Genomic DNA, 24,514 nt, shown 5'->3' with positions numbered 1-24,514 from the left:
CGGGGGCTTTTTCGTGAAGCTGGATCCGGCGCGCCGTCCGGCCCGGCTCAGGATCCGGGATGGCACCCCGGGACCTCTAAAAGACACCGCCAGGAATCCCAAGCCCAAGGTTTCGCATCATGCCGCGCAGCTGCGCCTTCTACGCCACCGACACCGATCTTCTGCCCCTGCTGCTGGACATCGAAGCGCAGGCACCGGTCGATTACATCTGCCTGCCCGACATCTGGTCGCCGGACCTGATGCGGTATGCCTCTGCCGGTGACATCCCGCAGCTTCTGGAAACCCCGACCGGCACCCTGTCGCGGCAGATGTTCATCGTCGACCGGGGCCATGCGCCCGAACCTGCGGGCCAACTGCACGCCTCGGGCCGGATGCGATACCGGCTTGGCCCGCCCCAGGTTGGCCGGGGACTGTGCTTTGACGAATACGGGCTGCACCCGGGCGGGGCGCTGCTGCCTTCGCGTCTTTACACCGTCGGAGCGGACGCCGATGTGCTGCGCCGGTTCAACCAGTTCGACCGAAGGCTGCGACGCGTCTTTTACCGCGTGCGGGGCTGGCCGGTCGGCCCGCAGGCGCATCACCTTCTGATGCAGGGCATGCGGCTGACCGCCTTTCTGACCGCACCGCCCGAGGCCGACCTGCGCCCGGAGTGATCCCCCTCTGGACCCCGGGCGTGCCCTGCCCTATCTCTGGGGACAGAGAGAGGACGACCTCCCCCAGACAGGGACAGCACCCGGGACGGCCCGCGACGACAAGAGGCCCCCCAATGCGCACGACCCGCGACCGTATCCGCCATGCCCTGATGTTCGAAGTGATCGGCCTTCTGCTGGCCATCCCGCTTGGCGCTGTGCTGTTCGACAAGCCCGCCCATGACATCGGCGTGGTGGCCATCTTCACCTCGCTCGTCGCGACGGGCTGGACCTATGTCTACAACCTGATCTTCGACCGGGTGCTGCTGCGGCGGCAGGGTCACGCGCAGAAGACGCTGGCCCTGCGGGTGGTGCATTCGGTGCTGTTCGAAGGCGGGCTTCTTATGGTCAGCCTGCCCTTCATCGCGATCTACCTGAACATCGGCCTGATCGAGGCGCTGATCATGGATGCCGCCTTCGTGGTCTTCTACCTAGTCTACAGCTTTGCCTACAACTGGGCCTATGACGCCATCTTCCCGATGCCGACCCCGCCAGTGTCGAGCAGGGGGACGGAGACGGGCGGGGCTCAGGCCTCCAGCTCTGCGTCCCAGTAAAGATAGTCGACCCAGCTTTCGTGGAGGTAGCCCGGCGGGAATTTCCGGCCCATGTTGCGCAATTCTTCCGCGCCCGGCGCGCGGGGCGGCTTGCGCAGGCCCATGCCCGCCCGCCGCAGCGATTTCGACCCCTTGCGCAGGTTGCACGGCGAACAGGCGGCCACGACATTCTCCCATGAGGTGATGCCACCACTGGCGCGCGGCACGACGTGATCAAAGGTCAGATCGCCCCTGGCCCCGCAGTACTGGCAGCGGAATTCGTCCCGCAGAAAAAGATTAAAGCGCGTGAAGGCCACGCGCTTTTGAGGTTTGACATAATCTTTCAGGACAACGACCGAGGGGATCCGTATCTCGGTACTCGGGCTGCGGACATAGGCGTCGTATTCCGCCACGATGTCCACCCGATCCAGGAAGGCCGCCTTGACCGCCTCTTGCCAGGGCCAAAGACTGAGCGGGTAGTAGGACAAGGGCCGGTAATCCGCGTTCAGCACCAAGGCGGGGTGCTGTTTCAGCGCCGCTGGTTCCCTCACGAATTCGGTTCTGAAATCTCCGTCCATCTGCGCAATCGCTCCCGCCCGGTGTGCCATTCTGGCCCCAGGGCGGGGTGTCCCGCCCCTGCCGTATCATCGACTATATATCGGGGATGACCCAAGGCAAGCCCCCGAAATGCAGCTTATCCACAGGGCTAACGGGATTCGGTGACACTGCCGTGACATTGGGCAATGGCGGGCCGGTGGAACAGGCCCAACTGGCCAGGCGCGCCAGTCAAACTAGGTTACCCGGTATGAGCATCGCATCGCCTTTCGACGGCATCCTTGAGGCCGCCCTTTACGCCGAGGATCTGGACGCGGCCGAGGCCTTCTATGGCGGCATCCTTGGACTGGAAAAGATCGCCCGGGTCGAGGACCGGCATGTGTTTTTCCGCGTCGGCCAGACCGTGCTGCTGATCTTCAACCCGGCGCGCACCGCCGCGGGGGGCACCAACCCCGCGCTTCCCGTCCCGCCCCACGGGGCGCATGGGCCGGGGCATCTGTGCCTGCGCGCAACCGCCCCGCAGATCGCCACCTGGGTCCAGACGCTGGAAACCAGGGGCGTCACGATCGAGGCCGATTTCCACTGGCCCAATGGCGCGCGGTCGATCTATTTCCGCGATCCCGCGCATAATTCCATCGAGATTGCCGAGCCCCGGCTTTGGTTCGACGACTAGGGGGTTCGGTGCCTTTGGCATACTGGGGCGTGCGGGTGATCTTTTGCTATGCTCTGGTCCCCCCAAGCCCTGGCATGCAGAGTCTTCGCCCGGAGGCACGCTTTCAAACTCTCCGAAGACTTGGCCGCGACGCCACTCTCGGACTGCCTCGCCCCACTCCCCGGAACGCAAAGACAAAACGCCAAAAACAGAAAACGGCGGGATAACCCGCCGCCTCCTTCGTACGTAACCCGATCGGAAGACCCAATCAGATGGCCAGATCCTTGATCCGGTCCGGCTCGATCAGCTTAAGCTTGCGGTTCGTCACCCCAAGCGGGGCCATGCGTTCGCCATGGGCCTTGAAGTTCGGGTGTTCCGAATGCTCTTTCAGGCAACCCTTGTCTTCCCATTCCTCGTAGACGCGGAACAGGTTGGGTTGGCTGACGCTTTGCCAGAAACGGTATTCGATGCAGCCGCGTTCGGATTTGGCACCTTCGGCAGCAAGGGCGAAATTCTCTTTCGCCTTGTCTTCGTTGCCCGGGGCCACTTCCATCGTGCCGGTGATGATGATCATCGCTATCTCCTCCTTGATCGGGGGCAAGGTTTCACGAACTTACCGATCGGTAAAGAAGATAACGACACCTCCGTGCAGGACCCTGCGGCCCTGCACCTTTCCCGTGCTCAATCGCCGGTCAAACCGCGATCACAGCCCGCATTTGTCGCGCATGAAGGCCAGTGCCACCGACAGACCATCGGGCGCGATGCCATGGGCGGTGCCCTTCATGACGTGGGCGTAGACCTCTTTCCAGCCCGCGCCCTGCAGCGCCTCGGCCGCCTGGGGCAGCGACTGCGGCGGCACTACGTCGTCCTGATCGCCATGCACCAGCAGAACCGGAGGGCGCGATACGACCTCATCCGCCAGCAGCTCGGGCTTTAGCAGCCGCCCCGAGAAGGCGACGATCCCCGCAACCTCGTCCTCGCGCCGGGGGGCGACATGCAGCGACATCATCGTGCCCTGAGAGAAGCCGAACAGCACGACCTGCTCGGGCAGGACGTCTTCGTCGACCATCAGCGCGTCGAGAAAGGCGTTCAGATCCTCGACCGCCTGGACCATGCCACGCTCGGCCTCTTCTTCCGACGATCCGTCCAGCCAGGGGATCGGGAACCACTGATAGCCGAAGGGCGCGCCGGGCACGGATTCGGGCGCATCGGGGGCCACGAAGAGCGTATCCGGCAGATGTTCCGCCAGCGGATCCGCCAGGCCCAGAAGGTCCGCGCCATTGGCACCGTAGCCATGCAGGAACACCACGACAGAGCGGGTGGTGCCGGAAACAGGCTCCTTGCGGCCTGCGTTCAATACTCGGGTCACAGCGTGCCCTCCCTTTGTTTTGTTGCGCGGTAGAGATCCCATAGGTACCGGGCCGCCACGGCCCGCCAGGGGGACCAGGCCTGGGCCATCCGGCGCAGGCCCTTTTCGTCCGGGCGTTGGTCTAGGTCGTAGAGGATGCGCGCCGCCTCCTGCAAGGCCAGATCGCCCGCCGGCAGGACATCCGCCCGCCCAAGCGCCGAAAGCAGGTAAAGTTCCGCCGTCCAGCGCCCGATCCCGGGCAGCGCGGTCAGCCGGGCAATGGCCTGATCATCGGGCAAAGTGGTGAGCGCGTCAAAATCCAGCCCTGCGTCCGCAAGGGCCAGGGCATAGCGGATCTTGGGGCGCGAAAAGCCGACGGCGCGCAGGCCCTCCTCTCCGGCCTCGGCCACCGCTTCAGCCCGCGTCAGCCCCGCCGCCTCGACACGCGCCCAGATCGCCGCCGCCGAGGCGGTCGAGACCTGCTGCCCGACAATGGCCTGCAGCAGCGTCGCAAATCCCCCCGGCCTGCGCCGCAGCGGCGGGGTCAGATGCGCCAGCTGCCTGAACGCCGGATCAAGCACACACAGAGCGGCATGACCCCGGGCGATATCCTCGGGCGTCTCGATGATCACGGGACCAGCCCGCGCGCCCAGTCCAGCGCCTCGGCCACCTCGGTCACCCGCACCATGCCCTGCGGTGCCATGGGCCGGTCGATCATCGCCACCCGCACCCCAAGCGCCCGCGCCGCCGCGATCTTGGCATAAGACACCGCGCCGCCCGCATTCTTCGTCACCAGCCAGTCGATGCGGGCGTCGCGCAACAGCGCCTCTTCCTGCGCCAGCGGAAAGGGCGGCTTTCCGGCGATATGGCTCCACCCCTCGGGCAGATCCGCCACCGGGTCGATGCTGCGGATCCAGGCCCTCTGCGCCCTCAGGCCCGCATAGCGCGCGATCTCCTTGCGCCCGACCGACAGGAAGACCCGGGCCCCTTCGGGCACCACATTCGCCACGTCCTCTGGCGTCGCAACATGGCTCCAGCGATCGCCCTCAACCGCCTGCCAGGCCGCGCGTTCCAGCCGCAGAAAGGGCAGATCCAGCGCCAGACAGACCGCAAAGGACCGCGGCGTCATGACTTGCGCAAAGGGATGGGTCGCGTCGATCACGGCCCCGATGCCGCGTGCCTTCAGATAATCGGCAAAGCCCTCGGCCCCGCCAAAGCCCCCGACGCGCACCGGAATGGGCAGCGCCTCGATCTGCGCCACGGCCCCGGCAAAGCTCGCCTCGGCCGCGATCCCTGCCCCGGCCAAATCGCGGGCCAGCGCCCGCGCCTCCTGCGTACCGGCGAGGATCAGGATCACGCCCGCCCCTCCGAGGATACCTGTCCCACGACCTCGCCCGCCCGGCTGACCGCCACGATGTCGACCGTCACGCCCGGCAGGGCCTCCTCCGCCCGCTTCAAGGCTTCAGGCAACAGCCAGGCCAACAGCGCCGCACCATGGCTCTGCGACACCTCCAGCACGGTATTCGCCCCGGCGACCTGCGGCACCCCAAGCGCCTGCGCCAGGCCCGCAAAATCCACCTGAGACCGCCCGGAATGCAGATCCACCGCCCCCTGCGCCAGCTTGGTCAGCTTGCCCAGGCCACCGCCGATGGTGACCCGTTCGACCGGGTTGCGGCGCAGGTATTTCACCATGCCGCCGTAGAAATCCCCCATGTCCAGCATGGCGATGTCCGGCAGGTCAAACAGTGCCTGCACCGCCTTCTCGGAACTCGCCCCGGTGCAGCCCGCCACATGGGCAATCCCCCCGGCCCGCGCCACGTCGATGCCCCGATGAATCGACGCGATCCAGGCCGCACAGGAAAACGGCCGCACAATGCCGGTGGTGCCCAGGATCGACAGGCCGCCGACGATGCCCAGCCTCGGGTTCCAGGTCTTTTCGGCAATCTCTGCTCCACCGGGGATGGAAATCTCGATCTCCACATCCGCCGCGCGACCTTCCCGCGCCGCCAGCTCCTCGACCACCGCGCGCATCATCTGGCGCGGCACCGGGTTGATCGCGGGCTCCCCCGGCGGGATCGGCAAACCGGGCCGGGTCACCGTGCCCACGCCCTCGCCCGCGCGGAACACCACACCGCCCGGAGACGCGCCAACCCGCGCCACGATCAGCGCGCCATGGGTCACGTCCGGATCATCGCCCGCATCCTTCACCACCGCCGCCTCGGCCCAGCCCGCGCCCCGCGCCCGCTGCGCGATGGCAAAGCCGACCCGCTCGCCCCGTGGCAGGGTGATGCGCACCTCGTCCTCGCGGTGATCGCGCCACAGATCCTCCAGCGCAGCCTTCATGGCCGCGGTGGCACAGGCCCCCGTGGTCCAGCCCCGGCGCAGCTCCTTCGATCCCTCACTCATGCCGTCAGATTACCTGTGCACCATCCCGACACCAGACCGGAAACCGCAAATCCCCATCATCTTGCCGAAAATACTCCAGAGAGCACGAGAGACAGCGTCTCTCGTCGGGTCGCGGCGCGGGCCCCGGCACGGGGTCCAGCGGTGCGACACGCGCCCCTCACAGCGGCGGAATGTCCCCTTCGGCCCGACCCGCATGGAACTCCGCCTCCCAGGCGTCAAACCGCCCCTCGGCGATGGCGCCGCGCATGCTCGCCATGATTTCCTGGTAGTAATGCAGGTTGTGCCAGGTCAGCAGCATGCCGGAAATCATCTCCTGCGCGCGGTAGACGTGGTGCAGATAGGCGCGGGAGTAATTGCGGCAGGCGGGACAGGTGCAATCCTCGTCCAGCGGGCGGGGGTCGTCCGCGTGACGGGCGTTCTTGATGTTCACCACGCCGTGGCGGGTAAAGGCCTGCCCCGTCCGCCCCGAACGCGACGGCAGCACACAGTCCATCATGTCGACGCCGCGTTTCACCGCACCGACGATGTCATCCGGCTTGCCCACGCCCATCAGATAGCGCGGCTTGTCCTGGGGCAGCTGGTCGGGCGCGTAGTCGAGACATCCGAACATCGCCTCCTGCCCCTCGCCGACGGCAAGGCCGCCGATGGCATAGCCCTCAAACCCGATCTTGGTCAGCTCGGCGGCGCTTTCGGCGCGCAGGTCCTCTTCCAGCCCGCCCTGCTGAATCCCGAACAGCGCGTATCCCGGCCGGTCGCCAAAGGCGTCGCGCGACCGTTGCGCCCATCTCATCGACAGGCGCATGCTTTCTTCGATGCGCCGGCGGTCGGCGGGCAACGCGGGGCATTCGTCAAAACACATCACGATGTCGGACCCCAGCAGGCGCTGGATCTCCATCGAGCGTTCGGGCGACAGCATGTGTTTGGACCCGTCGATATGGGATTTGAAGGTCACCCCGTCCTCGGTCAGCTTGCGCAGAGACGCCAGCGACATGACCTGGAACCCGCCTGAATCCGTCAGGATGGGCTTGTCCCAGTTCATAAACCTGTGCAGCCCGCCCAGGGCGTCGATCCGTTCGGCCGTGGGGCGCAGCATCAGGTGATAGGTGTTGCCCAGAAGGATGTCCGCTCCGGTGGCGGCCACGCTTTCGGGCATCATCGCCTTCACGGTCGCAGCGGTGCCCACGGGCATGAAGGCGGGGGTGCGGATCTCTCCGCGCGGGGTCGAGATCACGCCGGTCCGGGCCTTGCCGTCGGTGGCGTTCAGGGAAAAGCTAAAGCGGGTCATCGGATGTTCGTAATCCGAACCGCTGGCCGAGGAAAGGGGGCGCGTCACGGCAGGATCGCGCCTTTTGCAACTGACATGATTTCTTAGCTGGACGCGGTGTAGGAAATCGCTAAAGGCATCGCCTCGACCGGATCGGGGCCTATAGTCAGTCAGACGTCAATCTAACCGGCACCCCCAGGGCACCGGACATCAGGGCCGGGCCACGGCCAACGACAGGCCGGCATGGGTCGGAATAAGGACCTGAACAAGGGGCCAGCACAGGCCGGACTAAGGGCCAAGGACAAGGGAAGGACAGCCGCATGGACGATACGCTACAGGACGACAGCCCGAACGCCCTCCGCCTGGGATGGGAGGAATGGGTGTCCCTGCCGGATCTCGGGCTGCCCGCGCTCAAGGTGAAGGTGGATACCGGGGCGCGGACCTCGGCGCTTCATGCCACCGACATCGAAACCTTTGGCCGGGCGGAAAAGCCCCAGGTGCGGTTCACCGTGCATCCGATCCCCGGGCGCGACGACCTGGCCATCCCCTGTTCGGCCGAGATCATCGACCGGCGCGAGGTCACGTCCTCCAACGGCGAAACCGAGATGCGCTATGTCATCCGCACCAACCTGGCCGTCGGCGACACCACCCGCGAGATCGAGCTGACGCTGACCGACCGGCGCGGCATGCAGACCCACATGCTTCTGGGCCGTCAGGCCTTGGGCGAGAATGTCACCGTGGTGCCCGGCGACAAGTTCTGCCAGCCGGAACTCAGCTACGAGGTCTATCATTCCGCCAAGGTGCGCAAGGCCGCGCCGAACCGGGTGCTGCGCATCGCCGTTCTCAGCCGCGAGGACAATTATTCCACCCGCCGCCTGGTGGAAGAGGGCGAAAAGCGCGGCCATGCGGTCGAGGTCATCGACACTGCGCGCTGCTACATGGCGATCAATGCCCTCGCCCCCGAGGTGCATTACGACGGCAAGCGCCTGCCCCGCTATGACGCCGTGATCCCGCGCATCGGGGCCTCGATCACCGCCTATGGCACCGCCGTGATCCGCCAGTTCGAAACCGTCGGCACCTTTTCGGTCAACAGCAGCGCCGGCATCACCGCGTCGCGCGACAAGCTGCACGCGCACCAGGTGCTGGCTCGCAACAAGATCGGCATGCCCGCCACGGCCTTTGCCAATTCGCCCAAGGACACCGGCAACCTTGTCGGGCTGGTCGGATCCGCGCCCCTGATCGTGAAACTGCTCGAATCGACGCAGGGCCGCGGCGTGGTGCTGGCAGAGACGCGCAAGGCGGCGGAATCGGTGATCTCGGCCTTCCGGGGGCTGCGCGCCAACTTCCTGGTGCAGAACTTTGTCAAGGAGGCGGCGGGCGAAGACATCCGCTGTCTCGTGATCGGCGGCAAGGTCGTGGCGGCGATCAAGCGCAGCGCCGAGGGCGGCGATTTCCGGTCCAACCTGCACCTGGGCGGCAAGGCCAGCCCGGTGCGCATCACCAAGGAAGAACGCGAAACCGCGATCCGGTCGGCCAAGGCCTTTGGGCTGAACATGGCGGGCGTCGACCTGTTGCGGTCCGAAAGCGGGCCCAAGGTGCTTGAAGTGAACTCCTCTCCCGGGTTCGAAGGCGTGGAAAAGGCCAGCGGCAAGGACGTCGTCGCGCCGCTGTACGACCAGATCGAGGCCCGGGTGCGCCCCGCCCCGGTGCCGCGCCGGCGCAGCAGCCGCGCGGACTGACAGCGCGCGCGGCGAGCCAAAGGGGCGCGCGGGGGGCCCAAGGCCCTGCAAGGCGCTGAAAACCCGGTCAAACACGGGCGCGGGATCTGACACAAATCAGATCTCGCGAATGTTTGGCAAAGCAGTTAACCCTGCCAGTTAATACCTTATAAAACTAACGCCTTTAAGCTTCCCGATTGTTCATCCGGTTTCACTGCATACCGCTGAACCACGGGATCTGAAGGTCTGCGCCCTGTTCACCGAACGGGCGCATCAACGATAAGCCGGACAACCGGCCGTGCAGCTGAAGAAGGGCCGGACAAACCGCGCCCCACAAGGATCGAGAGGCAGAGCATCCGGGGGATTCCCTCCTCCGGGTTCATGAACAGGCCATGGCGCGTAGCGTAGATTGGGATGGTACGAATACCGTCACGTCGGGGTCCACGACCTACGACGTGGTTTCGGACGTCTATACGCTGACCCCAGATACCCCGTTCGAGGCCGGGCTGGTCACCAGCAGCACCAGCTATTCGCTGAGCTACGATTTCACCTTCTCGTTCGACAGCTACTTCGGCGATGACGATGCCGGCGCGGATGGCATCACCTGGCTGATGCACGCCGATCCCGCCGGATCGGCCGTCACCCCGGGCCCGGGCGGCGAATTCCTGGGCACCCAGAACATCCAGAACGCCTGGGTGCTGGAATACGACACCTACCAGAACACCGGAGAGGTGTCTTACGACCACATCCAGCTGCGCGGGCAGTCGGATGCGGGCGGCAGCTTTGATCCCGCCTATCGCGCGACACCGGAACTGGCCTTGGATGCCGCCAACGTCGAAGACGGGCTGTGGCACACCAACACCTACACCTGGACGGCCGCGACCCAGACGCTGACGGTCACCTTCGACGGGGTAACGCTTGGCCAGGTCGTCTTTGATGTGGGTGACGCCAATGGCGACGGCTTCTCGGCTAACGATCTGGATACGGTTCTGGGCGGGTCTGACCGGGTCATCTTTACCTTCGGCGGCTCGACCGGCGGGGCGTCGAACGAACAGGCCGTGCGGGACATCCAGATGACCGGCACGATCTGCTTCGTGCGCGGCACCCGCATCCTGACCCCAAAAGGAGAGGTGCCGGTGCAACGGCTTGAGGTCGGAGACCTGGTCGAAACACGCGACCACGGCCCGCAGGTGATCCGCTGGATCGGCGCGACCCGGGCGCTGGCCAAGGGCACGCTGGCCCCGATCCGCTTTGCCCCCGGCACGATCGGCAACCACGCGCCCCTGCTGGTGTCGCCGCAACACCGGATGCTGGTCACCGGCTGGCAGGCCGAGCTGCTGATGGGCGAGCCAGAGTGCCTGGTGCCAGCGCTTGGCCTGGTCAACGACCGCAGCGTCCGCCCCGTCGCCGACGGGCGCGCCGTCGAATACTGGCACATCCTGTTCGACGCGCATGAGGTCATCTTTGCCAACGGGGCCCCGGCCGAAAGCCTGTTGCTGGGCGACATCGCCCTGGCCACCCTGTCCCAGGCTTACCGGGACGAGATCACGCGCCTGTTTCCCCGCCTGGCACAGCAGGGTCCGCACAGCGTCCGCCCGCTGGTGCCCCAGGCCCTGGCACGGGCCTTTGCCCTGCCCCATCCGCGCCGCCTTCCGCGCGCCGGGTGACCGGGATCGGTGGTGCCTGTGGTCTGGACCTTCGGGCAGTGAAATCTTATATAATCGCTCAGGAACAAGGCAGGACGATATGAGCGACCCCCAAGAGCCCCTGGAAGGCGCACCGCTGATTGCACCCTCGACGACGGATCATCCGCTGTACGACGCGGTGGTCGAGGCGTGCCGCACCGTGTACGACCCTGAAATCCCGGTGAATATCTATGACCTGGGCCTGATCTACACGATCGACATCTCGCCCGAGAGCGAAGTCAAAGTCGTCATGACCCTGACCGCTCCGGGCTGCCCGGTGGCCGGCGACATGCCCGGCTGGGTTGCCGATGCGGTCGAACCGCTGGACGGCGTGAAACAGGTCGACGTGGCCCTGACCTGGGAACCGCCCTGGGGCATGGACATGATGTCGGACGAGGCCCGGCTGGAACTCGGCTTCATGTAACGCAAGCGAAAGGGGTTTCATTTCTGCAATGCAAGTGATATGGCTTGCATCATGAATACCCCCCTTTCTTCTACGCACATCATTGTGACCGGCGATCTCGTTGCCTCCCGCACACTGGAGGCGGCGGAATTCGACGCGGCGCAGCAGGCGCTGCGCGACGGGGCCGAGACGCTGACTCACTGGCTGGGGCGTCCCTGCCTTCTGGCGCGCCACCGTGGCGATGGCTGGCAGCTGGCGGTGCCCTGCCCGGCCGGTGCCCCCCCGCTTGCGCCGCTGCGCGTGGCGCTGGTGATGCGCGCAGCCCTGGCACGCGCTGGCGACCGGATCGAAAGCCGCATGGCCCTGGCCACCGGCCCCGCCGAGATCCCCGAGGATGGCGACCTGAACCGCGCCAGCGGCCCGGCCTTCATCACCTCGGGGCAATTGCTGGATCAGCTGAAATCCGGAGGCGAGATGGCCGATGCCGCAGGCGGGGCCGCGGGGGCCGCGACCAGCCTGGCGGATCATATCTCGCGCGGGTGGACACAGGCGCAGGCGCGTAGCGTCTTTCCCATGCTCGCCCCCGACCGCCCGACCCAGGACACGGTCGCTGCCCAGCTAGGCATTTCCCGTCAGGCGGTGCGTCAGGCATTGAACGCCGCCGGCTTTCCCGCCATCGCCCGCGCCCTTGCCCAGCTGGAAGCGCCCCCATGACCGAAACCTTCGCCGCCCTACTTCTGGCCCATGTCAGCGCCGATTTCCTTCTGCAAAGCAACTGGATGGCCGGGGCAAAACAGGCCCGGCACCCCGGTGCGCTGCTGCTGCACGGGATCATTGTCCTGGCCACGGCCACCCTGCTGATCGCGCCGCGGGACGCCACGGCCATGGCCCCGCTTCTGCTGCTGACCGGGGCGCATCTGCTGATCGACCTGGCAAAGACCCTGGCCCCGGGCAAAAGCCTTGGTGCCTTTCTGGCCGACCAGGCGGCGCATCTGGCCAGCCTTGTCGCCATCGCCTGGGTGTTCCCGATGCTGGCCCCCTCGGGCTGGCTGGGCGGGCTGCCCCTGGCCGCGCCCGTGATGGTCCTGCTGGCGGGGGCCGTCATCTCGGTCCAGGCGGGCGGCTATGCGATCGGCCTTCTGGTGCAGCCCTTCGGACGGTCCTTCCGGGCCGAGGGCCTGCCCCGTGGCGGCAAGCTGATCGGTCAGCTGGAACGCGGGCTGATCTATTTCCTGATCCTTGTCGGCCAGCCCTCGGCCGTGGGGTTCCTGATCGCGGCGAAATCGGTGCTGCGTTTCGATGCCTCGCGCCGTCGCCAGAAGGCGGCCGAATACGTCATCATCGGCACGCTGGCCTCGTTCGGCTGGGCCGTCATATGCGCCTATGCGGTTCTCGGGCTGCTTCAGGCCTACCCGCCCCTTGGCTTCCTGGCCCTGGATCCCTAGATTAGTCACAAGTAAGGAGACCCGCTTCATGTTCGGCATTCCCGGCAAACAGGCCGTATCGATGACCCCCCGCGCCGCGGCGCAGATTTCCAAGCTGATGGACCGTGATGGCCGTCAGGGGCTGCGCATCGGCGTCAAGAAGGGCGGCTGTGCCGGCATGGAATACACCATGGATTACGTCGACGCGGTCGATCCCATGGACGAGGTCGTGGAACAGGACGGCGCACGGATCATGATCGCCCCGATGGCGCAGATGTTCCTGTTCGGCACCGAGATCGATTACGAGACCTCGCTGCTGGAATCCGGCTTCCGCTTCAACAACCCCAATGTGGTCGAGGCCTGTGGCTGCGGGGAATCGATCAAGTTCGCGGACCAGTAATGGCCGTCTCGGAAGAGGTCCTGGACCATACCCTGGACCTGTTCCGTGCGCTCGGCCCGATCCGCATCGCCCGCATGTTCGCGGGCGTCGGCCTGTTCGTGGAAGAGGACGTCATGTTCGGCATGATCACCTCGGACGGGACGATCTTTCTGAAATCCGACGACAGCCTGACCCCGCGCTTTCTGGATGCCGGGTCAGAGCCGTTTACCTATAGCCGCACCTCGGGCCCGCAGCGGGTGATGTCCTACATGTCCCTGCCCGACAGCGCCTTGGACGACCCGTCCGAGGCCGTTACCTGGGCGCGCCTGGCCCTGCCCCCCGCGCGCGAGGCCGCCGTGAAGAAACGCGCCGAAAAGGCCCGGAAGGCCGCGCGCAAGGCCGCCAAAGCCGGCGGCTAGAGCCTACCCCGTGATCGCGGCCACCGGCAGATCGATCGTCACCTGCCAGTCGGCGTCCTCATAGTTCCCCAGCCCCTCGAAGCTGAAGACCATGCGCATGGACAGGGTCACGGGCACATGGTCGCCCGTCCGATTGCCAACCGCGATGTGATGCAGGTCCACCGGGTGATGCGCGTGTTCGATATAGACCGACCCGTCCACATAGCCTTCCGCCGGATTGACCGGGACATCCCAGCCCTGCCCCGCCAGCGCCCCCGGATCCGACGACGGCAGCGTGATGCCGTCCAGGCTGACCCGCGTCTCGACCGGCGTGTCATCCTCTAGGTTCAGCTGGAACGGGGCCAGCGCAAGCTCCAGATCCAGGCCGAAGGCGGATTGCTTGTGGCGAATTTCAGTGATCTTCAGGTCTTCAACCGGGAACCGCATGGCCCACCCCTTTCAAGATCCATCCCTCAGGATTTGTCCTTCAGGTGCAGGTAGGTCTCGTTGAAGCGTTTCGCCAGATGCGCCCCGGCCAGAATTTCGCCCTGCCCCTCGGGGGCGACATTGGCGTCATGGTTGGGGTTGAAGAACAGCGGCACGGAAATCCGTTCCTCGCTTGATCCCTTCACCCGGTGCAGCGTGGCCCGCACGCGGCCGCCGGTCCACATCTCAAGCATCTCGCCAAAGTTGATGACGAATTCGCCGGGCCCTGCGGTCACCGGGATCCAAGTGCCGTCGCGGCCCTGAACCTCAAGCCCCGGCACGCCGTCGCTGGCCAGCAGCGTCAGGCAGCCGTAATCCGTATGCGCCGCGATGCCAAAATCCCTGTCCCCCGCCCAGTCGGGCCGTTCGGGATAGAAGTTGCCGCGCAGCAGGGCCATGGGGCGGTCGAACTTGTCGTCGAAATAGGCCGGGTCCTCTCCGATCGCGCCGGCGATGCAGCGCAGCAGGTCCATCGCCACCCCCGTGGCAGCGCGGTAATAGCCGCGCACAGTTTCACCAAAGCCGGGCAGCTGGGGCCAGAGGTTGAGGGCATAGACCGACAGCTCGGACCAGGGGTCGCCTGCGGGCAGCTCGAAGCCGCAGTCGAAGACCTCCTTGTAGTCGGGATTGGCCTCTGGATCGACCTGTTCGGACTGCGGCGCGCCCCAGCCCCGGTTCGATCCGGTGCGGGCCATGTCGACCGCCGCCTTTACCGCCGCATCCTGGTGGAAGAAGGCGCGATAGGCACCGATCACGCCCTGCACGTCCGCAGCCGAAAGCGTGGTGTTGTGCACCGTCAGGAACCCGACCTCGCCCGCGCCGCGGCGCAGTTCCTCGATCTCGGCGGGGTCGCCGGCCAGCAATCGGGACATGTCCAGTCTGGGGATCATCGCTTTGCCTTTCCTCGGTGCCGCTTCCTGCCCGCAGCAGGGGGTAAGCGCAAGCCCCCTGCGAACGCTAACACCGCGAAAACTCTGGTGAACACGGGGCGCGCCACCTTGACGCCACGGGCCAATCTTGAATGATGGCGCGGATCAACAAGCGGAGAAGACGATGCGGCGGAAACTGGCAGCCGGAAACTGGAAGATGAACGGCACCACGCAGAGCCTGAAGGACTTGTCCGCGCTCGGCTCCGCCCATAAGGGCTCCGGGGTGGATATCCTGATCTGCCCCCCCGCCACCCTGCTGGCCCCGGCTGTGCAGACGGTGTCGCGCAGTGACATCCGCATCGGCGGGCAGGATTGCCACGACCAGACCAACGGGGCGCATACCGGCGACATCTCGGCCGAGATGCTGGTGGATGCCGGTGCCAGCGCGGTGATCCTGGGCCATTCCGAACGCCGCGCCGACCACCATGAGACCTCGGAAGACGTGCGCGCCAAGGCCAAGGCGGCACAGGCGGCCGGGCTGATGACGGTGATCTGCCTGGGCGAAAGCCTGCTGCAGCGCGAGGCGACGAATACGCTCGACATCATCGGCGCGCAGCTGTCTCTCTCGGTTCCCGATGGCGCGACTGGCGAAAACCTGGTGGTGGCTTACGAACCCATCTGGGCCATCGGCTCGGGCCTGACGCCCACCCCCGACCAGATCGGCGAAGTGCATGACTTCATGCGCACCCGCCTGGAACGGCGCTTCGGCGCAGGGGTCGGCCGCTCGGTGCGGCTGCTTTATGGCGGCTCGGTCAAACCCGAGAACGCGGCCGAGATCTTTGCGATCTCCAATGTCGACGGCGCGCTGGTTGGCGGGGCCTCCCTCTCGGCCAAGGACTTCTCGCCGATCATCTCGGCTCTTGAAGCCTCCTGAAAATCATCTTGCCGTAAATACTCAAAACGGCCCTGCAGACAGTCAAAGGGCGGCGCGTTCGAATGACGCGCCGCCCTTTTCGTTTGCCAGGAAGGACCGGGATCAGTTGGTGATAATCTCGGGTCCCATGACAAGCGTCGGCAACCAGGTGGAGATCCACGGGATGTAGGTCACCATGATCAGGAAGACGAAGAGCACGGCCAGGAAGGGCGCGGCCGCCTTCACGACCCGCATCATCGGCATGCCCGCGACACCGGAGGTGACGAAGAGGTTCAGGCCGACGGGCGGGGTGATCATGCCGATTTCCATGTTCACGACCATGATGATCCCCAGGTGGATCGGGTCGATCCCCAGTTCGATCGCGATCGGGAAGACCAGCGGCGCGACGATGACCAGAAGGCCCGAGGGCTCCATGAACTGGCCGCCGATCAGCAGGATCACGTTGACCACGATCAGGAAGGTGATCGGACCCAGGCCCGCGCCCAGCATGGCCTCGGCCACGTGCTGCGGGATCTGTTCGTCGGTCAGCACGTGCTTCAGGATCAGCGCGTTGGCGATGACGAACATCAGGGTGACGGTCAGCTTGCCGGCCTCGAACAGGGTCCGCTGCGTGTCGCGGTGGAACCAGGCGGTGACCAGGGCGATCGGCTTGCGGTACAGCGGCACGTTCGGCGCGTCGCCTTCGGTCGCCAGGGGGCCCATGTCGCGGTAAATGAAGACCGCCGCGATGAAGGCATAGACCGATGCCACGGCCGCCGCTTCGGTCGGAGTGAAGATCGCGCCGGTGACGCCGGGGATGCCGTAGATCCCGACCATGATGATGACGATCAGCATCAGGCCCCAGAAGGCATCCTTGAAGGAATGCCAGATCTCGCCAAAGCCCTTCCATTCACCGGCGGGCATGTTGCGGATGCGCGCCATGATGTAGATCGCCGCCATCAGCATGCCGCCGGCCATCAGGCCCGGGATCACACCGGCCAGGAACATCCGGCCAACAGACACGTCGGTCGCGGTGGCATAGACCACCATCACGATCGACGGCGGGATCAGGATGCCCAGGGTGCCGGCATTACAGATCACGCCTGCGGCGAAATCCTTGGAATAGCCGGCCTGGGTCATGGCCCCGATCACGATGGAACCGATGGCCACCACGGTCGCAGGAGAGGAGCCCGAGAGCGCCGCAAAGATCATGCAGGCGAAGACGCCCGCGATGGCCAGGCCGCCGCGCAGGTGACCCACGCAGGCGATGGAGAAACGGATGATCCGTTTCGCCACCCCGCCCGTCGACATGAACGACGAGGCGAGGATGAAGAAGGGGATCGCCAGCAGCGTGAAGTGGCCGACAAAGGCCTGCATCAGCGTCTGGGCGATGGACGCCAGAGAGGTGTCCGAGAACCACAGAAGGAACAGGATGGACGAGGTGCCAAGCGATACGGCGATCGGCACACCGATCAGCATCAGGCCCACGACCATGACAAATAGGATTGCGACGTCCATGGGTTACACCTCACCCCGCTGTTCGCGGACTTCCGCGATTTCGTCTTCGACCTCGTGGCTGGCCACGATTCGGTCCATCTTGCCCTGCCAGATCGCGATTGCGGCCATCACGAAGCGGAACAGAAGCAGCGCCATGGTGAAGGGCAGGATCGCGTAGGGAATGAAGCGGGGCAGTTTTTCATAGGAATCGCCGTCGTTCATCAGCGGCTCGATAAAGCGCAGGAAGTCGGGCATCGGAATGTCGTTGACCTCGTACCAGGCCTTGGGGCGGAACTTCTCTTCGAAGCCCAGGGGGAACCAGCGGCCTTCGGTCTGGGGCAGGTTGGCGAAGTTCGCCCAATAGTCCCAGGCACCTTTCAGCAGCAGGAAGGCAAAGATCATGCAGACGGTGATCGAGATCAGCGCCAGGATGCGGCGCGGGCCGGCCGGCAGGATGTCGATGATCGCGTCGACGCCCAGGTGTGCACCCTTCTTCACCGCGTAGCAGGCCCCGATCAGTGCCAGCCAGGCAAAGAGGAACACGGTCATCTCAAGCGCCCACAGGATGTTGGCGTTGAAGACATAGCGCGCCACGACGTTGGCGAATGTGATCATTGTCATCAGACCGAGGATCACGGCGATCGCCGTTTCCTCCAGCCGGTCGACAAAGGTTTCGGATGGTCCGGAATGCATCTCTTGTCCCCTTCCCCTGCCCGGTCCCGGCGGGATGCGCCGTGATCCGGGTGTGCAAAGGGGCGCGGACGGTATGCCCGCGCCCCGGTTTTACCAATGGTTCACGCGTCGGGCGCGATTACATCTGGTTGTTGATCGCCTGCGCGGCGTCGATGTTTTCCTGGCCCACGTCACCGACGAACTTGTCCCAGACGGGCTTCATCACGTCGACCCATGCAGCGCGCTGCTCGGGCGTCAGTTCGCGCACGACACCGCCGGCGTCGATCACGGCCTGCTTGGCTTCGGCGTTGACCTTGGTGGATTCGGCGTTCCGAGTTGCGGACACTTCGCTCAGGATGGTGGTGAACTGGTCGCGCACGTCGGCGTCCAGGCTGTCCAGCCAGTCAACCGAGGTCACGACCAGGTAGTCGATGATGCCGTGGTTGGTTTCGGTGATGCCGTCCTGAACTTCAAAGAACTTCTGGCCGTAGATGTTGGACCAGGTGTTTTCCTGGCCGTCCACGACGCCCTGCTGCAGCGCACCGTAAACTTCCGAGAAGGCCATTTTCTGCGGCGAACCACCGATGGCTTCCATCTGGGCAACCAGCACTTCGGAAGGCTGCACGCGGAATTTCAGGCCGTTGGCGTCGGTCGGCAGGTTCAGCGGCTTGTTTGCCGACATCTGCTTCATGCCGTTGTGCCAGAAGGCCAGCCCCTGCAGGCCGCGCTTCTGCATGCTGTCCAGCATCGCCTGACCGGTGTCAGAGTTCTGGAAGGCGTCGACGGCGTTGATGTCCTTGAACATGAACGGCAGGTCGAAGATGCGGTATTTCTTGGTGAAGGTCTCGAACTTGGACAGCGACGGCGCGGCCAGCTGAACGTCGCCCTGCAGCATCGCTTCCAGAACCTGGTCATCGTTGTAGAGGGTGGAGTTCGGGTAGACCTCCATGCAGGCCTTGCCGTTCATCTCTTCGTTGACGCGGGTTTCCAGCAGCGACGCGGCGATCCCCTTGGGGTGCTTGTCGGTGTTGGTCACGTGGGCGAACTTGATGACGATTTCGCCGGCGTCGCAGTTGGCCATCGCGGCGTTTGCGGTCACGGACAGCGCCAGAGCCGTTGCGGCAGTGGTCAGGAATTTCATGTCGGGTCTCCTCCCGGATTGGAATTCGAATCGTGAGGTCTTGCCTCTGCCGACAGGAATGCGCTTCGGCGGGGATCGGCTCAAGCGGTCGTGAAGGCCCGACCCATTGAAGCGAATTTTCGGATATTTTTCATAGCCTTGCGCTACACGCATTGCCGATCCGCGATTGCTGCATGGCAGCATTGTGCGAAAAGCCGCACAGGGGCTTAACGGGTTTGTGCGAAAAACCGCACAAATCAGCCGTGGCGGAAATCTTCCGGCTTCAGCCCGTAGCGGGTCAGCTTGTCATAGAAGGTCTTGCGCGGCAGCTTCAGCGACCGGGCGGCGGCGCTGGCCTGACCATCGTGGCGCCGCAGCGCCGTGGCCAGAAGCGACCGTTCGACCCGCGCCATCTGCTCGGCCAGGCCCAGGTCTCCGTCCTGGTCGGGCTGGTCCTTCGCGCCCTCGACCCCCAGCACGAAACGCATGGCTTCGGACATCAGGGCCCGCGCATTGCCGGGCCAATCGCGCGACATGAGATCCGCAATGACTTCCGAGGTGATTTCGGGCGCGGTCAGCCCGGCCTGTTCAGAGGCCTGGGCGACGTATTTGCGGAACATCACCGGGATATCCTCGGGCCGTTCGGCCAAGGAGGGGCTGTGAATGCGCATCACGTCCAGCCGGTAGAAGAGATCGCCGTTGAAGGCCCCGGATTCCACCGCCTTTTCAAGGTTCTGGGTGCTGCCCACGATGACGCGCAGGTCGGTCTTGGTCTCGACCACCTCGGCCAGGGCGAACTGGGTTTCGCGCGGCAGAGATCCGATTTCGTCGATGAACAGCGACCCGCCCTGGGCCTCTTGCACCGCGTCGGCCAGCGCCTCGGGCGTCAGCCCGGCGGCCGAGCGTTTAACAAAGGACAGCCGCGACTGCGCCGAGGTCAGATGCACCACCTCGGCCACCTTGGAAATCCCCGCCCCGGGCGATCCGGTGATCAGCACCTCGGCATTGGTGCGGGCGACCTGCCGCACCCGGTCGCGCAGGGCGTGGCTGGCGGCGGATGTGCCAAAGATCAGGCGGGCGGCTGGGTCGCCGGCCTCAAGCTGCGCCTTCAGGCGGCGGTTTTCCAGGATCAGCTGACGGGTGTGCAGGGCGCGTTCAAGAACGGCCAGCATGTCCTTGGACGCGCAGGGTTTTTCCAGAAATCCAAAGGCCCCGCGATCCATCGCCCGCACCGCCATGGGAATATCCCCTTCGCCGGTCAGAAGGATCACCGGCAGGTCGGGGTCAACCTTGTGGGCATGGTCCAGCAGGAAGAATCCGTCGCGGCCGGGCATGCGGATGTCGGACAGGACGACGCCGGGAAAATCCGGGCCGATGTGGTCCTTGGCCTCGATGAAAGATCCGACGGTCAGCGGCTCTAGATCGGCCAGATCAAGCGTCTGGGCCAGCGCCTCGCGCACGGCGGCGTCGTCATCGACAAGCAGGACTTTGCGGGCGGGTGCTTCGGTCATGTCACCATGATGCGCAGGGGCGCGCGATGGTCCAGCCCCAGATGTCGCCGGGGCGGGAACTTTGGCGGATCTTTTGGGGGCCATCGCGGTTCAGGACCGGATCACGCCCGGCCCAGGGTGGCCCAGGGTGGCGCGGGGCAGAACCCTGGGGCCTCAGAAGGCCTCGGGACGGGCCTCGCGTGCCATGTGGTCCAGCACGGCGTTGACGAAGCGCGCCTCTTTCCCCTCGGGGAAAAAGGCCGCGGCTACGTCAACGTATTCCTTGATGACCACCTTGGGCGGCGTGTCCGATTGCACCAGCTCGGCCCCGGCGGCACGGAACAGCGCCCGCAGCGTCGGGTCGATCCGCGCGATCGGCCATTTGGCCACCAGCGCCCGGTCGGTCATCTGGTCGATCTTCGCCTGATAGCTCACCGCATCGCGCAGGGTGTTGCGGAAGAGGTCGATGTCGCCCTCTGCCATCTCGTCGCCTTCGTAGACCGCGCCAAAGCGGTGATCTTCGAATTCGGCCGCGACCTTCTCGATCGTCTGGGACGAATGCTCCATCTGGAACAGCGCCTGCACGGCATAAAGCCGCGAGGCGGATTTCATCTGGCGCTTCTGGTTGCCCGAAAGGGGCTTGGGCGCTTCTGGGATGGGCAGGTCGTCGGTCATCTGTGCCTCAGGCGGTTGGGGTGTCGGGATCCCCGGCGAGTTTGTATTCCTCGGCAACCGGTTTGAAACCGACATTGCCTTTCGAAGCGCCCCATTTGCGCGAAAGCGCCACCAGATGCAAGGCCGCAGCCGCCGCGCCGCCGCCCTTGTTCTGATCTTTCGGGTTGGCCCGGGCTTCGGCCTGCGGGCGGTTCTCGACCGTCAGGATGCCGTTGCCGATGCACAGGCCCTGAAGGCCCAGCAGGGTGATGCCACGGGACGAATCGTTGCAGACGGTGTCGTAATGGGTGGTTTCGCCCCGGATGACGCAGCCAAGGGCGACGAAGGCGTCGTAGTTCGACATGCGGCCGGCCATGGCGATGGCGGTCGGCACCTCGAGCGCGCCGGGCACCTCGATCAGGTCATGGGTGGCGCCCCAGGCCTCGATCTCGGCCTTGGCACCGGCGATCATGTCGTCGGCGATGTCGCGGTAATAGGGCGCGACCACGATCAGGACCTTGGTCGGGCGGTCGACCTGACCGCGTTCCATCACGTAGTGCTGTTCATTGGCCGCCATTTACGCGCCCTCCCCTTCGTGGTTGATCGCGCGGGTGCCCGTGATTTCAAGACCATAGGCATCCAGGCCCACGACATTGGGGCGGGGCGAGTTTGTCAGAAGCTCGATCTTGTGGATCCCGAGCGAAGACAGGATCTGCGCGCCCAGGCCGTACTGGCGCAGGGTCTGGGGGGACACCTCGTTCTCGGCCGCGATCTTCATGGTCAGGTCGCGCAGCAGCACGACGACGCCGCGGCCTTCCTCGGCCACGACGCGCATGGCATCGCGGAACAGATCGGCGCGGGCTTCGCCACGGATGCCGACCACGTCCTTCATCGGATCCATCGCATGCATCCGCACCAGCACCGGATCATCGCCTTCGACCTCGCCCTTGATCAGGACGATATGTTCCGCACCCTGGGTTTCATCCGTGTAAATGCGCATGGTCCAGTCGCCGCCGAATTCGGTGGTGACGGTTTCTTCCTGCCGGACGCGCACCAGGTTGTCGTGGCGGCGGCGATAGGAAATCAGGTCCGAGATCGTGCCGATCTTCAGGTTGTGTTTCTGCGCAAAGGCGATCAGTTCCGGCAGGCGCGACATGGAGCCGTCTTCGTTCATGATCTCGCAGATCACGCCCGAGGGGTTCAGCCCGGCCAGGCGCGAGACATCGACCGCGGCCTCGGTATGGCCGGCGCGGACCAGAACGCCGCCTTCGCGGGCGCGCAGCGGGAAGACATGGCCGGGGGTTGCGATATCGGCCGGGCCCTTGCCCGCGTCGATGGCCACGGCCACGGTGCGGGCGCGGTCATGGGCGGAAATCCCGGTCGAGACGCCTTCGCGGGCTTCGATCGACACGGTGAAGTTGGTTTCATGCCGCGACGAGTTGGTCGAGGACATCAGCGGCAGGCCCAGCTGGTCCACGCGGTCCCCGGTCATCGACAGGCAGATCAGCCCGCGGCCATGGGTCGCCATGAAGTTGATCGCTTCGGGCGTGGCCATCTGCGCCGGGATCACCAGGTCGCCTTCATTCTCGCGATCCTCGTGATCGACAAGGATGAACATCCGGCCGTTGCGCGCGTCCTCGATGATCTCTTCGATGCTGCTGATGGCGTCCGACCAGCTTTCTTCGACCGGGCCGGGTTGTTCGTAGGTGGTGCTGTCCATCGGTGCTCTCCTTATCCCAGATGCCAGATACGCGCTGTTGCGGGGAAAGACCAGTCCGTCGCTGCGTCCCCGGGGCTGCATCTGCGCAGGGGTCATGTGCGGTGCCGTTTCCGTCCGGGCGCGGCAATGGCCCCTGTGCTGCAAGGCCCGGGCCGGGTGCCGTGCGCCCTGCCCCCGCATCGCCGCCCGGGATCCGCCGCAAACCGGGGCATGCGGTAATTTTATTGCGCGAAATTTAATTCCGCGTCTAGGGTGGCCGTACTGACCCGTATGGGCCAGCAAAGGGAGGATACCATGAATACGTTGAAAACCGGCCTTCTGGCCGGAATTTGTGCTGTTGCAACCGGCCTGGCGCTGCCTGCCCTGGCCGATCAGCTGCCCCGAGGAGAGGCCGAGGCGCTTGGCCTGGACCCCGCGCGGCTGGCCCGCCTGGACGGCACGTTCCAGGCGCTGGTCGACAAGGGCATGATGCCAGGCGCGGTGATCATGCTGATCCGGGACGGCCAGATCGCCCATCTGTCGTCCATGGGTACGCTGACCCCGGACGGGCCCGAGATGACCGAGGACGCGATTTTCCGCATCTATTCCATGACCAAACCGATCGTCTCGGCCGCGGCCATGCAGCTGGTCGAAGAGGGCAGGCTGGTGCTGAACGCGCCCGTGGCGACCTATATTCCCGAATTCGCCAAGATGACCGTGGCCACAGGCGAAACGGACGCCGAAGGCAAGGCGGTAACGGTGCCGGCGACCCGCACGATGACGGTGCAGGACCTGCTGCGCCATACGTCCGGGCTGACCTACGGTTTCTTCGGTTCTGGCCCCGCGCGCGAGGCCTATAACGAAGCCGGCGTTGCCAATTCGGAACTTTCGGGCCTGGAGCAGGCAAAGCTTCTGGCCAGCCTGCCGCTGGAGCATGAGCCGGGCACGAAATGGGAATATTCGCGGTCCACGGACGTCCTTGGCGGGGTGATTGAGGCCGTGACCGGCCAGCCCCTGGGCGAGGTGCTGAAGGCGCGAATCTTCGACCCGCTTGGCATGGAGGACACGGATTTCTACGTCGATGACAGCGCCGATCACGGCCGCATCGCCGAAGCCTATCCCGACCACGCCAAGATTGGTCCCTTCGGCATGTTCGATCCGCGCAGCCGCGCGCCGTCGCAATCCGGTGGCGGTGGCCTGGTGTCGACCGTGCATGACTATGCGCTGTTCGCGCAGGCGATGATGAACGGAGGCGAGCTGAACGGCACCCGCATCCTGTCGCCCAAGACCGTGCAGCTGATGACCTCGAACCACCTCGAGGGGATCGCGCCGGGCAAATACTACCTGCCGGGGCCGGGCTATGGCTTTGGCCTGGGCTATGGCGTGCGGCTGGAGACCGGCAATGCGCCGTCCTTCGGCAGCGCCGGGGAATACTACTGGGGCGGTGCCGCGGGGACCTATTACGTCGCCGACCCGCAGGAGGATTTCATCGCCCTTCTGATGATCCAGTCTCCGACCAACCGCACGCCGGTGCGGCTGACCTTCAAGAACCTGATCTATCCCACGATCATCGACAGCAAGGTTGACTGATCGCTGTGTCACCTGTCCGGGGCCGCGCAATGGCCCCGGATCGCGCCGGGGGGGACTGCTCCTCCGGCCT

At 65.4% G+C, this 24,514-nt stretch carries 28 protein-coding genes; 12 read left to right on the top strand and 16 right to left on the bottom strand.

Annotation, left to right across the window (positions count from 1 at the left end):
• Window positions 1–119: 119 nt before the first annotated feature.
• Window positions 120–653 carry a hypothetical protein gene (locus tag BMX99_RS05010; protein ID WP_093447956.1) on the top strand — a complete coding sequence of 178 codons (534 nt, stop codon included), beginning with the start codon at window positions 120–122 and terminating at the stop codon, window positions 651–653.
• A gap of 113 nt (window positions 654–766) precedes the next feature.
• On the top strand, window positions 767–1,243 hold the full coding sequence (locus BMX99_RS05005; protein WP_093447953.1) for a PACE efflux transporter: 477 nt from the start codon (window positions 767–769) through the stop codon (window positions 1,241–1,243).
• On the opposite strand, the gene BMX99_RS05000 is transcribed toward BMX99_RS05005, so the two are convergent.
• Window positions 1,216–1,800 (bottom strand): HNH endonuclease, encoded by a 585-nt coding sequence (locus BMX99_RS05000; RefSeq protein WP_093447950.1) that lies wholly within the window; start codon window positions 1,798–1,800, stop codon window positions 1,216–1,218. The two genes, BMX99_RS05005 and BMX99_RS05000, sit on opposite strands and share 28 nt — an antisense overlap.
• 227 nt (window positions 1,801–2,027) lie before the next feature.
• Between BMX99_RS05000 and BMX99_RS04995 the strand changes: the two genes are divergently transcribed.
• Window positions 2,028–2,450 carry a VOC family protein gene (locus BMX99_RS04995; RefSeq protein WP_093447947.1) on the top strand — a complete coding sequence of 141 codons (423 nt, stop codon included), beginning with the start codon at window positions 2,028–2,030 and terminating at the stop codon, window positions 2,448–2,450.
• Window positions 2,451–2,697: 247 nt separating this feature from the next.
• On the opposite strand, the gene BMX99_RS04990 is transcribed toward BMX99_RS04995, so the two are convergent.
• From BMX99_RS04990 to tgt, 6 genes are all read right to left on the bottom strand, one after another.
• Entirely contained in the window at window positions 2,698–3,003 is a 306-nt protein-coding gene (locus tag BMX99_RS04990; RefSeq protein ID WP_093447944.1) for a putative quinol monooxygenase, read from the bottom strand.
• Between the two features lie 129 nt (window positions 3,004–3,132).
• Complete coding sequence (locus BMX99_RS04985) at window positions 3,133–3,798, bottom strand: alpha/beta hydrolase (protein WP_093447941.1); 666 nt, start codon at window positions 3,796–3,798, stop codon at window positions 3,133–3,135.
• Window positions 3,795–4,409 carry a DNA-3-methyladenine glycosylase family protein gene (locus BMX99_RS04980; RefSeq protein ID WP_093447938.1) on the bottom strand — a complete coding sequence of 205 codons (615 nt, stop codon included), beginning with the start codon at window positions 4,407–4,409 and terminating at the stop codon, window positions 3,795–3,797. Before BMX99_RS04980 ends, BMX99_RS04985 begins: the two co-directional genes overlap by 4 nt.
• A complete protein-coding gene (locus tag BMX99_RS04975) occupies window positions 4,406–5,134 on the bottom strand; it encodes a cobalt-precorrin-6A reductase (protein WP_093447936.1) in 729 nt (242 codons plus the stop codon). Before BMX99_RS04975 ends, BMX99_RS04980 begins: the two co-directional genes overlap by 4 nt.
• Window positions 5,131–6,183: a cobalt-precorrin-5B (C(1))-methyltransferase gene (locus BMX99_RS04970; RefSeq protein ID WP_093447933.1), complete on the bottom strand. Its 1,053-nt coding sequence runs from the start codon at window positions 6,181–6,183 to the stop codon at window positions 5,131–5,133. The genes BMX99_RS04975 and BMX99_RS04970 overlap by 4 nt, the downstream gene beginning before the upstream one ends.
• A 157-nt stretch (window positions 6,184–6,340) precedes the next feature.
• A complete protein-coding gene (gene tgt / locus BMX99_RS04965; protein ID WP_093448493.1) occupies window positions 6,341–7,468 on the bottom strand; it encodes a tRNA guanosine(34) transglycosylase Tgt in 1,128 nt (375 codons plus the stop codon).
• Between the two features lie 299 nt (window positions 7,469–7,767).
• Between tgt and rimK the strand changes: the two genes are divergently transcribed.
• The 7 genes from rimK to BMX99_RS04930 all read left to right on the top strand — a co-directional run bounded on the left by rimK (window position 7,768) and on the right by BMX99_RS04930 (window position 13,475).
• Window positions 7,768–9,186, top strand: coding sequence for a 30S ribosomal protein S6--L-glutamate ligase (rimK, locus tag BMX99_RS04960; protein WP_093447930.1), 1,419 nt, complete (start codon window positions 7,768–7,770; stop codon window positions 9,184–9,186).
• Between the two features lie 371 nt (window positions 9,187–9,557).
• Window positions 9,558–10,832, top strand: coding sequence for a Hint domain-containing protein (locus BMX99_RS04955; RefSeq protein WP_093447927.1), 1,275 nt, complete (start codon window positions 9,558–9,560; stop codon window positions 10,830–10,832).
• A 79-nt stretch (window positions 10,833–10,911) separates the two neighbouring features.
• Window positions 10,912–11,274: an SUF system Fe-S cluster assembly protein gene (locus BMX99_RS04950; RefSeq protein WP_093447924.1), complete on the top strand. Its 363-nt coding sequence runs from the start codon at window positions 10,912–10,914 to the stop codon at window positions 11,272–11,274.
• A gap of 51 nt (window positions 11,275–11,325) precedes the next feature.
• Window positions 11,326–11,967: a MarR family transcriptional regulator gene (locus BMX99_RS04945; protein ID WP_139199429.1), complete on the top strand. Its 642-nt coding sequence runs from the start codon at window positions 11,326–11,328 to the stop codon at window positions 11,965–11,967.
• Complete coding sequence (locus tag BMX99_RS04940; RefSeq protein ID WP_093447917.1) at window positions 11,964–12,698, top strand: DUF3307 domain-containing protein; 735 nt, start codon at window positions 11,964–11,966, stop codon at window positions 12,696–12,698. The genes BMX99_RS04945 and BMX99_RS04940 overlap by 4 nt, the downstream gene beginning before the upstream one ends.
• A 28-nt stretch (window positions 12,699–12,726) precedes the next feature.
• Entirely contained in the window at window positions 12,727–13,077 is a 351-nt protein-coding gene (locus BMX99_RS04935) for a HesB/IscA family protein (protein WP_093447913.1), read from the top strand.
• The gene (locus tag BMX99_RS04930; RefSeq protein ID WP_093447910.1) at window positions 13,077–13,475 is read left to right on the top strand and encodes a TfoX/Sxy family protein; all 399 of its coding nucleotides are present in this window, start codon (window positions 13,077–13,079) and stop codon (window positions 13,473–13,475) included. The genes BMX99_RS04935 and BMX99_RS04930 overlap by 1 nt, the downstream gene beginning before the upstream one ends.
• A gap of 3 nt (window positions 13,476–13,478) precedes the next feature.
• On the opposite strand, the gene BMX99_RS04925 is transcribed toward BMX99_RS04930, so the two are convergent.
• Together BMX99_RS04925 and BMX99_RS04920 are read right to left on the bottom strand one after the other, a co-directional pair.
• Window positions 13,479–13,901, bottom strand: coding sequence for a hypothetical protein (locus BMX99_RS04925; protein WP_093447906.1), 423 nt, complete (start codon window positions 13,899–13,901; stop codon window positions 13,479–13,481).
• 26 nt (window positions 13,902–13,927) lie between these two features.
• Window positions 13,928–14,830 carry an isopenicillin N synthase family dioxygenase gene (locus tag BMX99_RS04920; RefSeq protein WP_093447904.1) on the bottom strand — a complete coding sequence of 301 codons (903 nt, stop codon included), beginning with the start codon at window positions 14,828–14,830 and terminating at the stop codon, window positions 13,928–13,930.
• Window positions 14,831–14,993: 163 nt separating this feature from the next.
• Here BMX99_RS04920 and tpiA point away from each other — a divergent pair, with 163 nt between their 5' ends.
• Window positions 14,994–15,743, top strand: a complete 750-nt coding sequence (tpiA, locus tag BMX99_RS04915; RefSeq protein ID WP_093447901.1) for a triose-phosphate isomerase — start codon at window positions 14,994–14,996, stop codon at window positions 15,741–15,743.
• 102 nt (window positions 15,744–15,845) lie between these two features.
• On the opposite strand, the gene BMX99_RS04910 is transcribed toward tpiA, so the two are convergent.
• From BMX99_RS04910 to ribB, 7 genes are all read right to left on the bottom strand, one after another.
• Complete coding sequence (locus BMX99_RS04910; RefSeq protein WP_093447898.1) at window positions 15,846–17,240, bottom strand: TRAP transporter large permease; 1,395 nt, start codon at window positions 17,238–17,240, stop codon at window positions 15,846–15,848.
• A 3-nt stretch (window positions 17,241–17,243) separates the two neighbouring features.
• Window positions 17,244–17,912 (bottom strand): TRAP transporter small permease, encoded by a 669-nt coding sequence (locus tag BMX99_RS04905; protein ID WP_093447896.1) that lies wholly within the window; start codon window positions 17,910–17,912, stop codon window positions 17,244–17,246.
• A 118-nt stretch (window positions 17,913–18,030) separates the two neighbouring features.
• A complete protein-coding gene (locus BMX99_RS04900) occupies window positions 18,031–19,032 on the bottom strand; it encodes a DctP family TRAP transporter solute-binding subunit (protein ID WP_093447895.1) in 1,002 nt (333 codons plus the stop codon).
• A gap of 236 nt (window positions 19,033–19,268) precedes the next feature.
• Window positions 19,269–20,522, bottom strand: coding sequence for a sigma-54-dependent transcriptional regulator (locus BMX99_RS04895; protein ID WP_093447894.1), 1,254 nt, complete (start codon window positions 20,520–20,522; stop codon window positions 19,269–19,271).
• Window positions 20,523–20,675: 153 nt separating this feature from the next.
• Entirely contained in the window at window positions 20,676–21,176 is a 501-nt protein-coding gene (gene nusB / locus BMX99_RS04890) for a transcription antitermination factor NusB (RefSeq protein WP_093447893.1), read from the bottom strand.
• Between the two features lie 7 nt (window positions 21,177–21,183).
• Window positions 21,184–21,732 (bottom strand): 6,7-dimethyl-8-ribityllumazine synthase, encoded by a 549-nt coding sequence (locus BMX99_RS04885; RefSeq protein WP_093447890.1) that lies wholly within the window; start codon window positions 21,730–21,732, stop codon window positions 21,184–21,186.
• Complete coding sequence (gene ribB / locus BMX99_RS04880) at window positions 21,733–22,875, bottom strand: 3,4-dihydroxy-2-butanone-4-phosphate synthase (RefSeq protein ID WP_093447887.1); 1,143 nt, start codon at window positions 22,873–22,875, stop codon at window positions 21,733–21,735.
• A gap of 294 nt (window positions 22,876–23,169) precedes the next feature.
• Here ribB and BMX99_RS04875 point away from each other — a divergent pair, with 294 nt between their 5' ends.
• A complete protein-coding gene (locus tag BMX99_RS04875) occupies window positions 23,170–24,444 on the top strand; it encodes a serine hydrolase domain-containing protein (RefSeq protein ID WP_093447884.1) in 1,275 nt (424 codons plus the stop codon).
• Window positions 24,445–24,514: the final 70 nt, after the last annotated feature.

It is taken from the genome of Pseudooceanicola nitratireducens, from assembly GCF_900109195.1.
Lineage (GTDB): Bacteria > Pseudomonadota > Alphaproteobacteria > Rhodobacterales > Rhodobacteraceae > Pseudooceanicola > Pseudooceanicola nitratireducens.
The sequence above is the reverse complement of the archived record's forward strand: the minus strand, read 5'-3'. Positions and strand labels throughout refer to the sequence as shown.

What these genes read in the sequence shown, in the direction of transcription:
- BMX99_RS04905 (WP_093447896.1), bottom strand. Translation starts at nt 17,912, where the DNA reads ATGCATTCCGGACCATCCGAAACCTTTGTCGACCGGCTGGAGGAAACG.
- BMX99_RS04895 (WP_093447894.1), bottom strand. Translation starts at nt 20,522, where the DNA reads ATGACCGAAGCACCCGCCCGCAAAGTCCTGCTTGTCGATGACGACGCC.
- BMX99_RS04950 (WP_093447924.1), top strand. Translation starts at nt 10,912, where the DNA reads ATGAGCGACCCCCAAGAGCCCCTGGAAGGCGCACCGCTGATTGCACCC.
- tgt (WP_093448493.1), bottom strand. Translation starts at nt 7,468, where the DNA reads ATGACCCGCTTTAGCTTTTCCCTGAACGCCACCGACGGCAAGGCCCGG.
- BMX99_RS04875 (WP_093447884.1), top strand. Translation starts at nt 23,170, where the DNA reads ATGAATACGTTGAAAACCGGCCTTCTGGCCGGAATTTGTGCTGTTGCA.
- BMX99_RS04935 (WP_093447913.1), top strand. Translation starts at nt 12,727, where the DNA reads ATGTTCGGCATTCCCGGCAAACAGGCCGTATCGATGACCCCCCGCGCC.
- BMX99_RS04930 (WP_093447910.1), top strand. Translation starts at nt 13,077, where the DNA reads ATGGCCGTCTCGGAAGAGGTCCTGGACCATACCCTGGACCTGTTCCGT.
- BMX99_RS04945 (WP_139199429.1), top strand. Translation starts at nt 11,326, where the DNA reads ATGAATACCCCCCTTTCTTCTACGCACATCATTGTGACCGGCGATCTC.
- BMX99_RS04970 (WP_093447933.1), bottom strand. Translation starts at nt 6,183, where the DNA reads ATGAGTGAGGGATCGAAGGAGCTGCGCCGGGGCTGGACCACGGGGGCC.
- BMX99_RS05005 (WP_093447953.1), top strand. Translation starts at nt 767, where the DNA reads ATGCGCACGACCCGCGACCGTATCCGCCATGCCCTGATGTTCGAAGTG.
- BMX99_RS04925 (WP_093447906.1), bottom strand. Translation starts at nt 13,901, where the DNA reads ATGCGGTTCCCGGTTGAAGACCTGAAGATCACTGAAATTCGCCACAAG.
- BMX99_RS05000 (WP_093447950.1), bottom strand. Translation starts at nt 1,800, where the DNA reads ATGGACGGAGATTTCAGAACCGAATTCGTGAGGGAACCAGCGGCGCTG.
- rimK (WP_093447930.1), top strand. Translation starts at nt 7,768, where the DNA reads ATGGACGATACGCTACAGGACGACAGCCCGAACGCCCTCCGCCTGGGA.
- BMX99_RS04995 (WP_093447947.1), top strand. Translation starts at nt 2,028, where the DNA reads ATGAGCATCGCATCGCCTTTCGACGGCATCCTTGAGGCCGCCCTTTAC.
- BMX99_RS04910 (WP_093447898.1), bottom strand. Translation starts at nt 17,240, where the DNA reads ATGGACGTCGCAATCCTATTTGTCATGGTCGTGGGCCTGATGCTGATC.
- ribB (WP_093447887.1), bottom strand. Translation starts at nt 22,875, where the DNA reads ATGGACAGCACCACCTACGAACAACCCGGCCCGGTCGAAGAAAGCTGG.
- BMX99_RS05010 (WP_093447956.1), top strand. Translation starts at nt 120, where the DNA reads ATGCCGCGCAGCTGCGCCTTCTACGCCACCGACACCGATCTTCTGCCC.
- BMX99_RS04955 (WP_093447927.1), top strand. Translation starts at nt 9,558, where the DNA reads ATGGCGCGTAGCGTAGATTGGGATGGTACGAATACCGTCACGTCGGGG.
- BMX99_RS04990 (WP_093447944.1), bottom strand. Translation starts at nt 3,003, where the DNA reads ATGATCATCATCACCGGCACGATGGAAGTGGCCCCGGGCAACGAAGAC.
- nusB (WP_093447893.1), bottom strand. Translation starts at nt 21,176, where the DNA reads ATGACCGACGACCTGCCCATCCCAGAAGCGCCCAAGCCCCTTTCGGGC.
- BMX99_RS04900 (WP_093447895.1), bottom strand. Translation starts at nt 19,032, where the DNA reads ATGAAATTCCTGACCACTGCCGCAACGGCTCTGGCGCTGTCCGTGACC.
- tpiA (WP_093447901.1), top strand. Translation starts at nt 14,994, where the DNA reads ATGCGGCGGAAACTGGCAGCCGGAAACTGGAAGATGAACGGCACCACG.
- BMX99_RS04885 (WP_093447890.1), bottom strand. Translation starts at nt 21,732, where the DNA reads ATGGCGGCCAATGAACAGCACTACGTGATGGAACGCGGTCAGGTCGAC.
- BMX99_RS04920 (WP_093447904.1), bottom strand. Translation starts at nt 14,830, where the DNA reads ATGATCCCCAGACTGGACATGTCCCGATTGCTGGCCGGCGACCCCGCC.
- BMX99_RS04940 (WP_093447917.1), top strand. Translation starts at nt 11,964, where the DNA reads ATGACCGAAACCTTCGCCGCCCTACTTCTGGCCCATGTCAGCGCCGAT.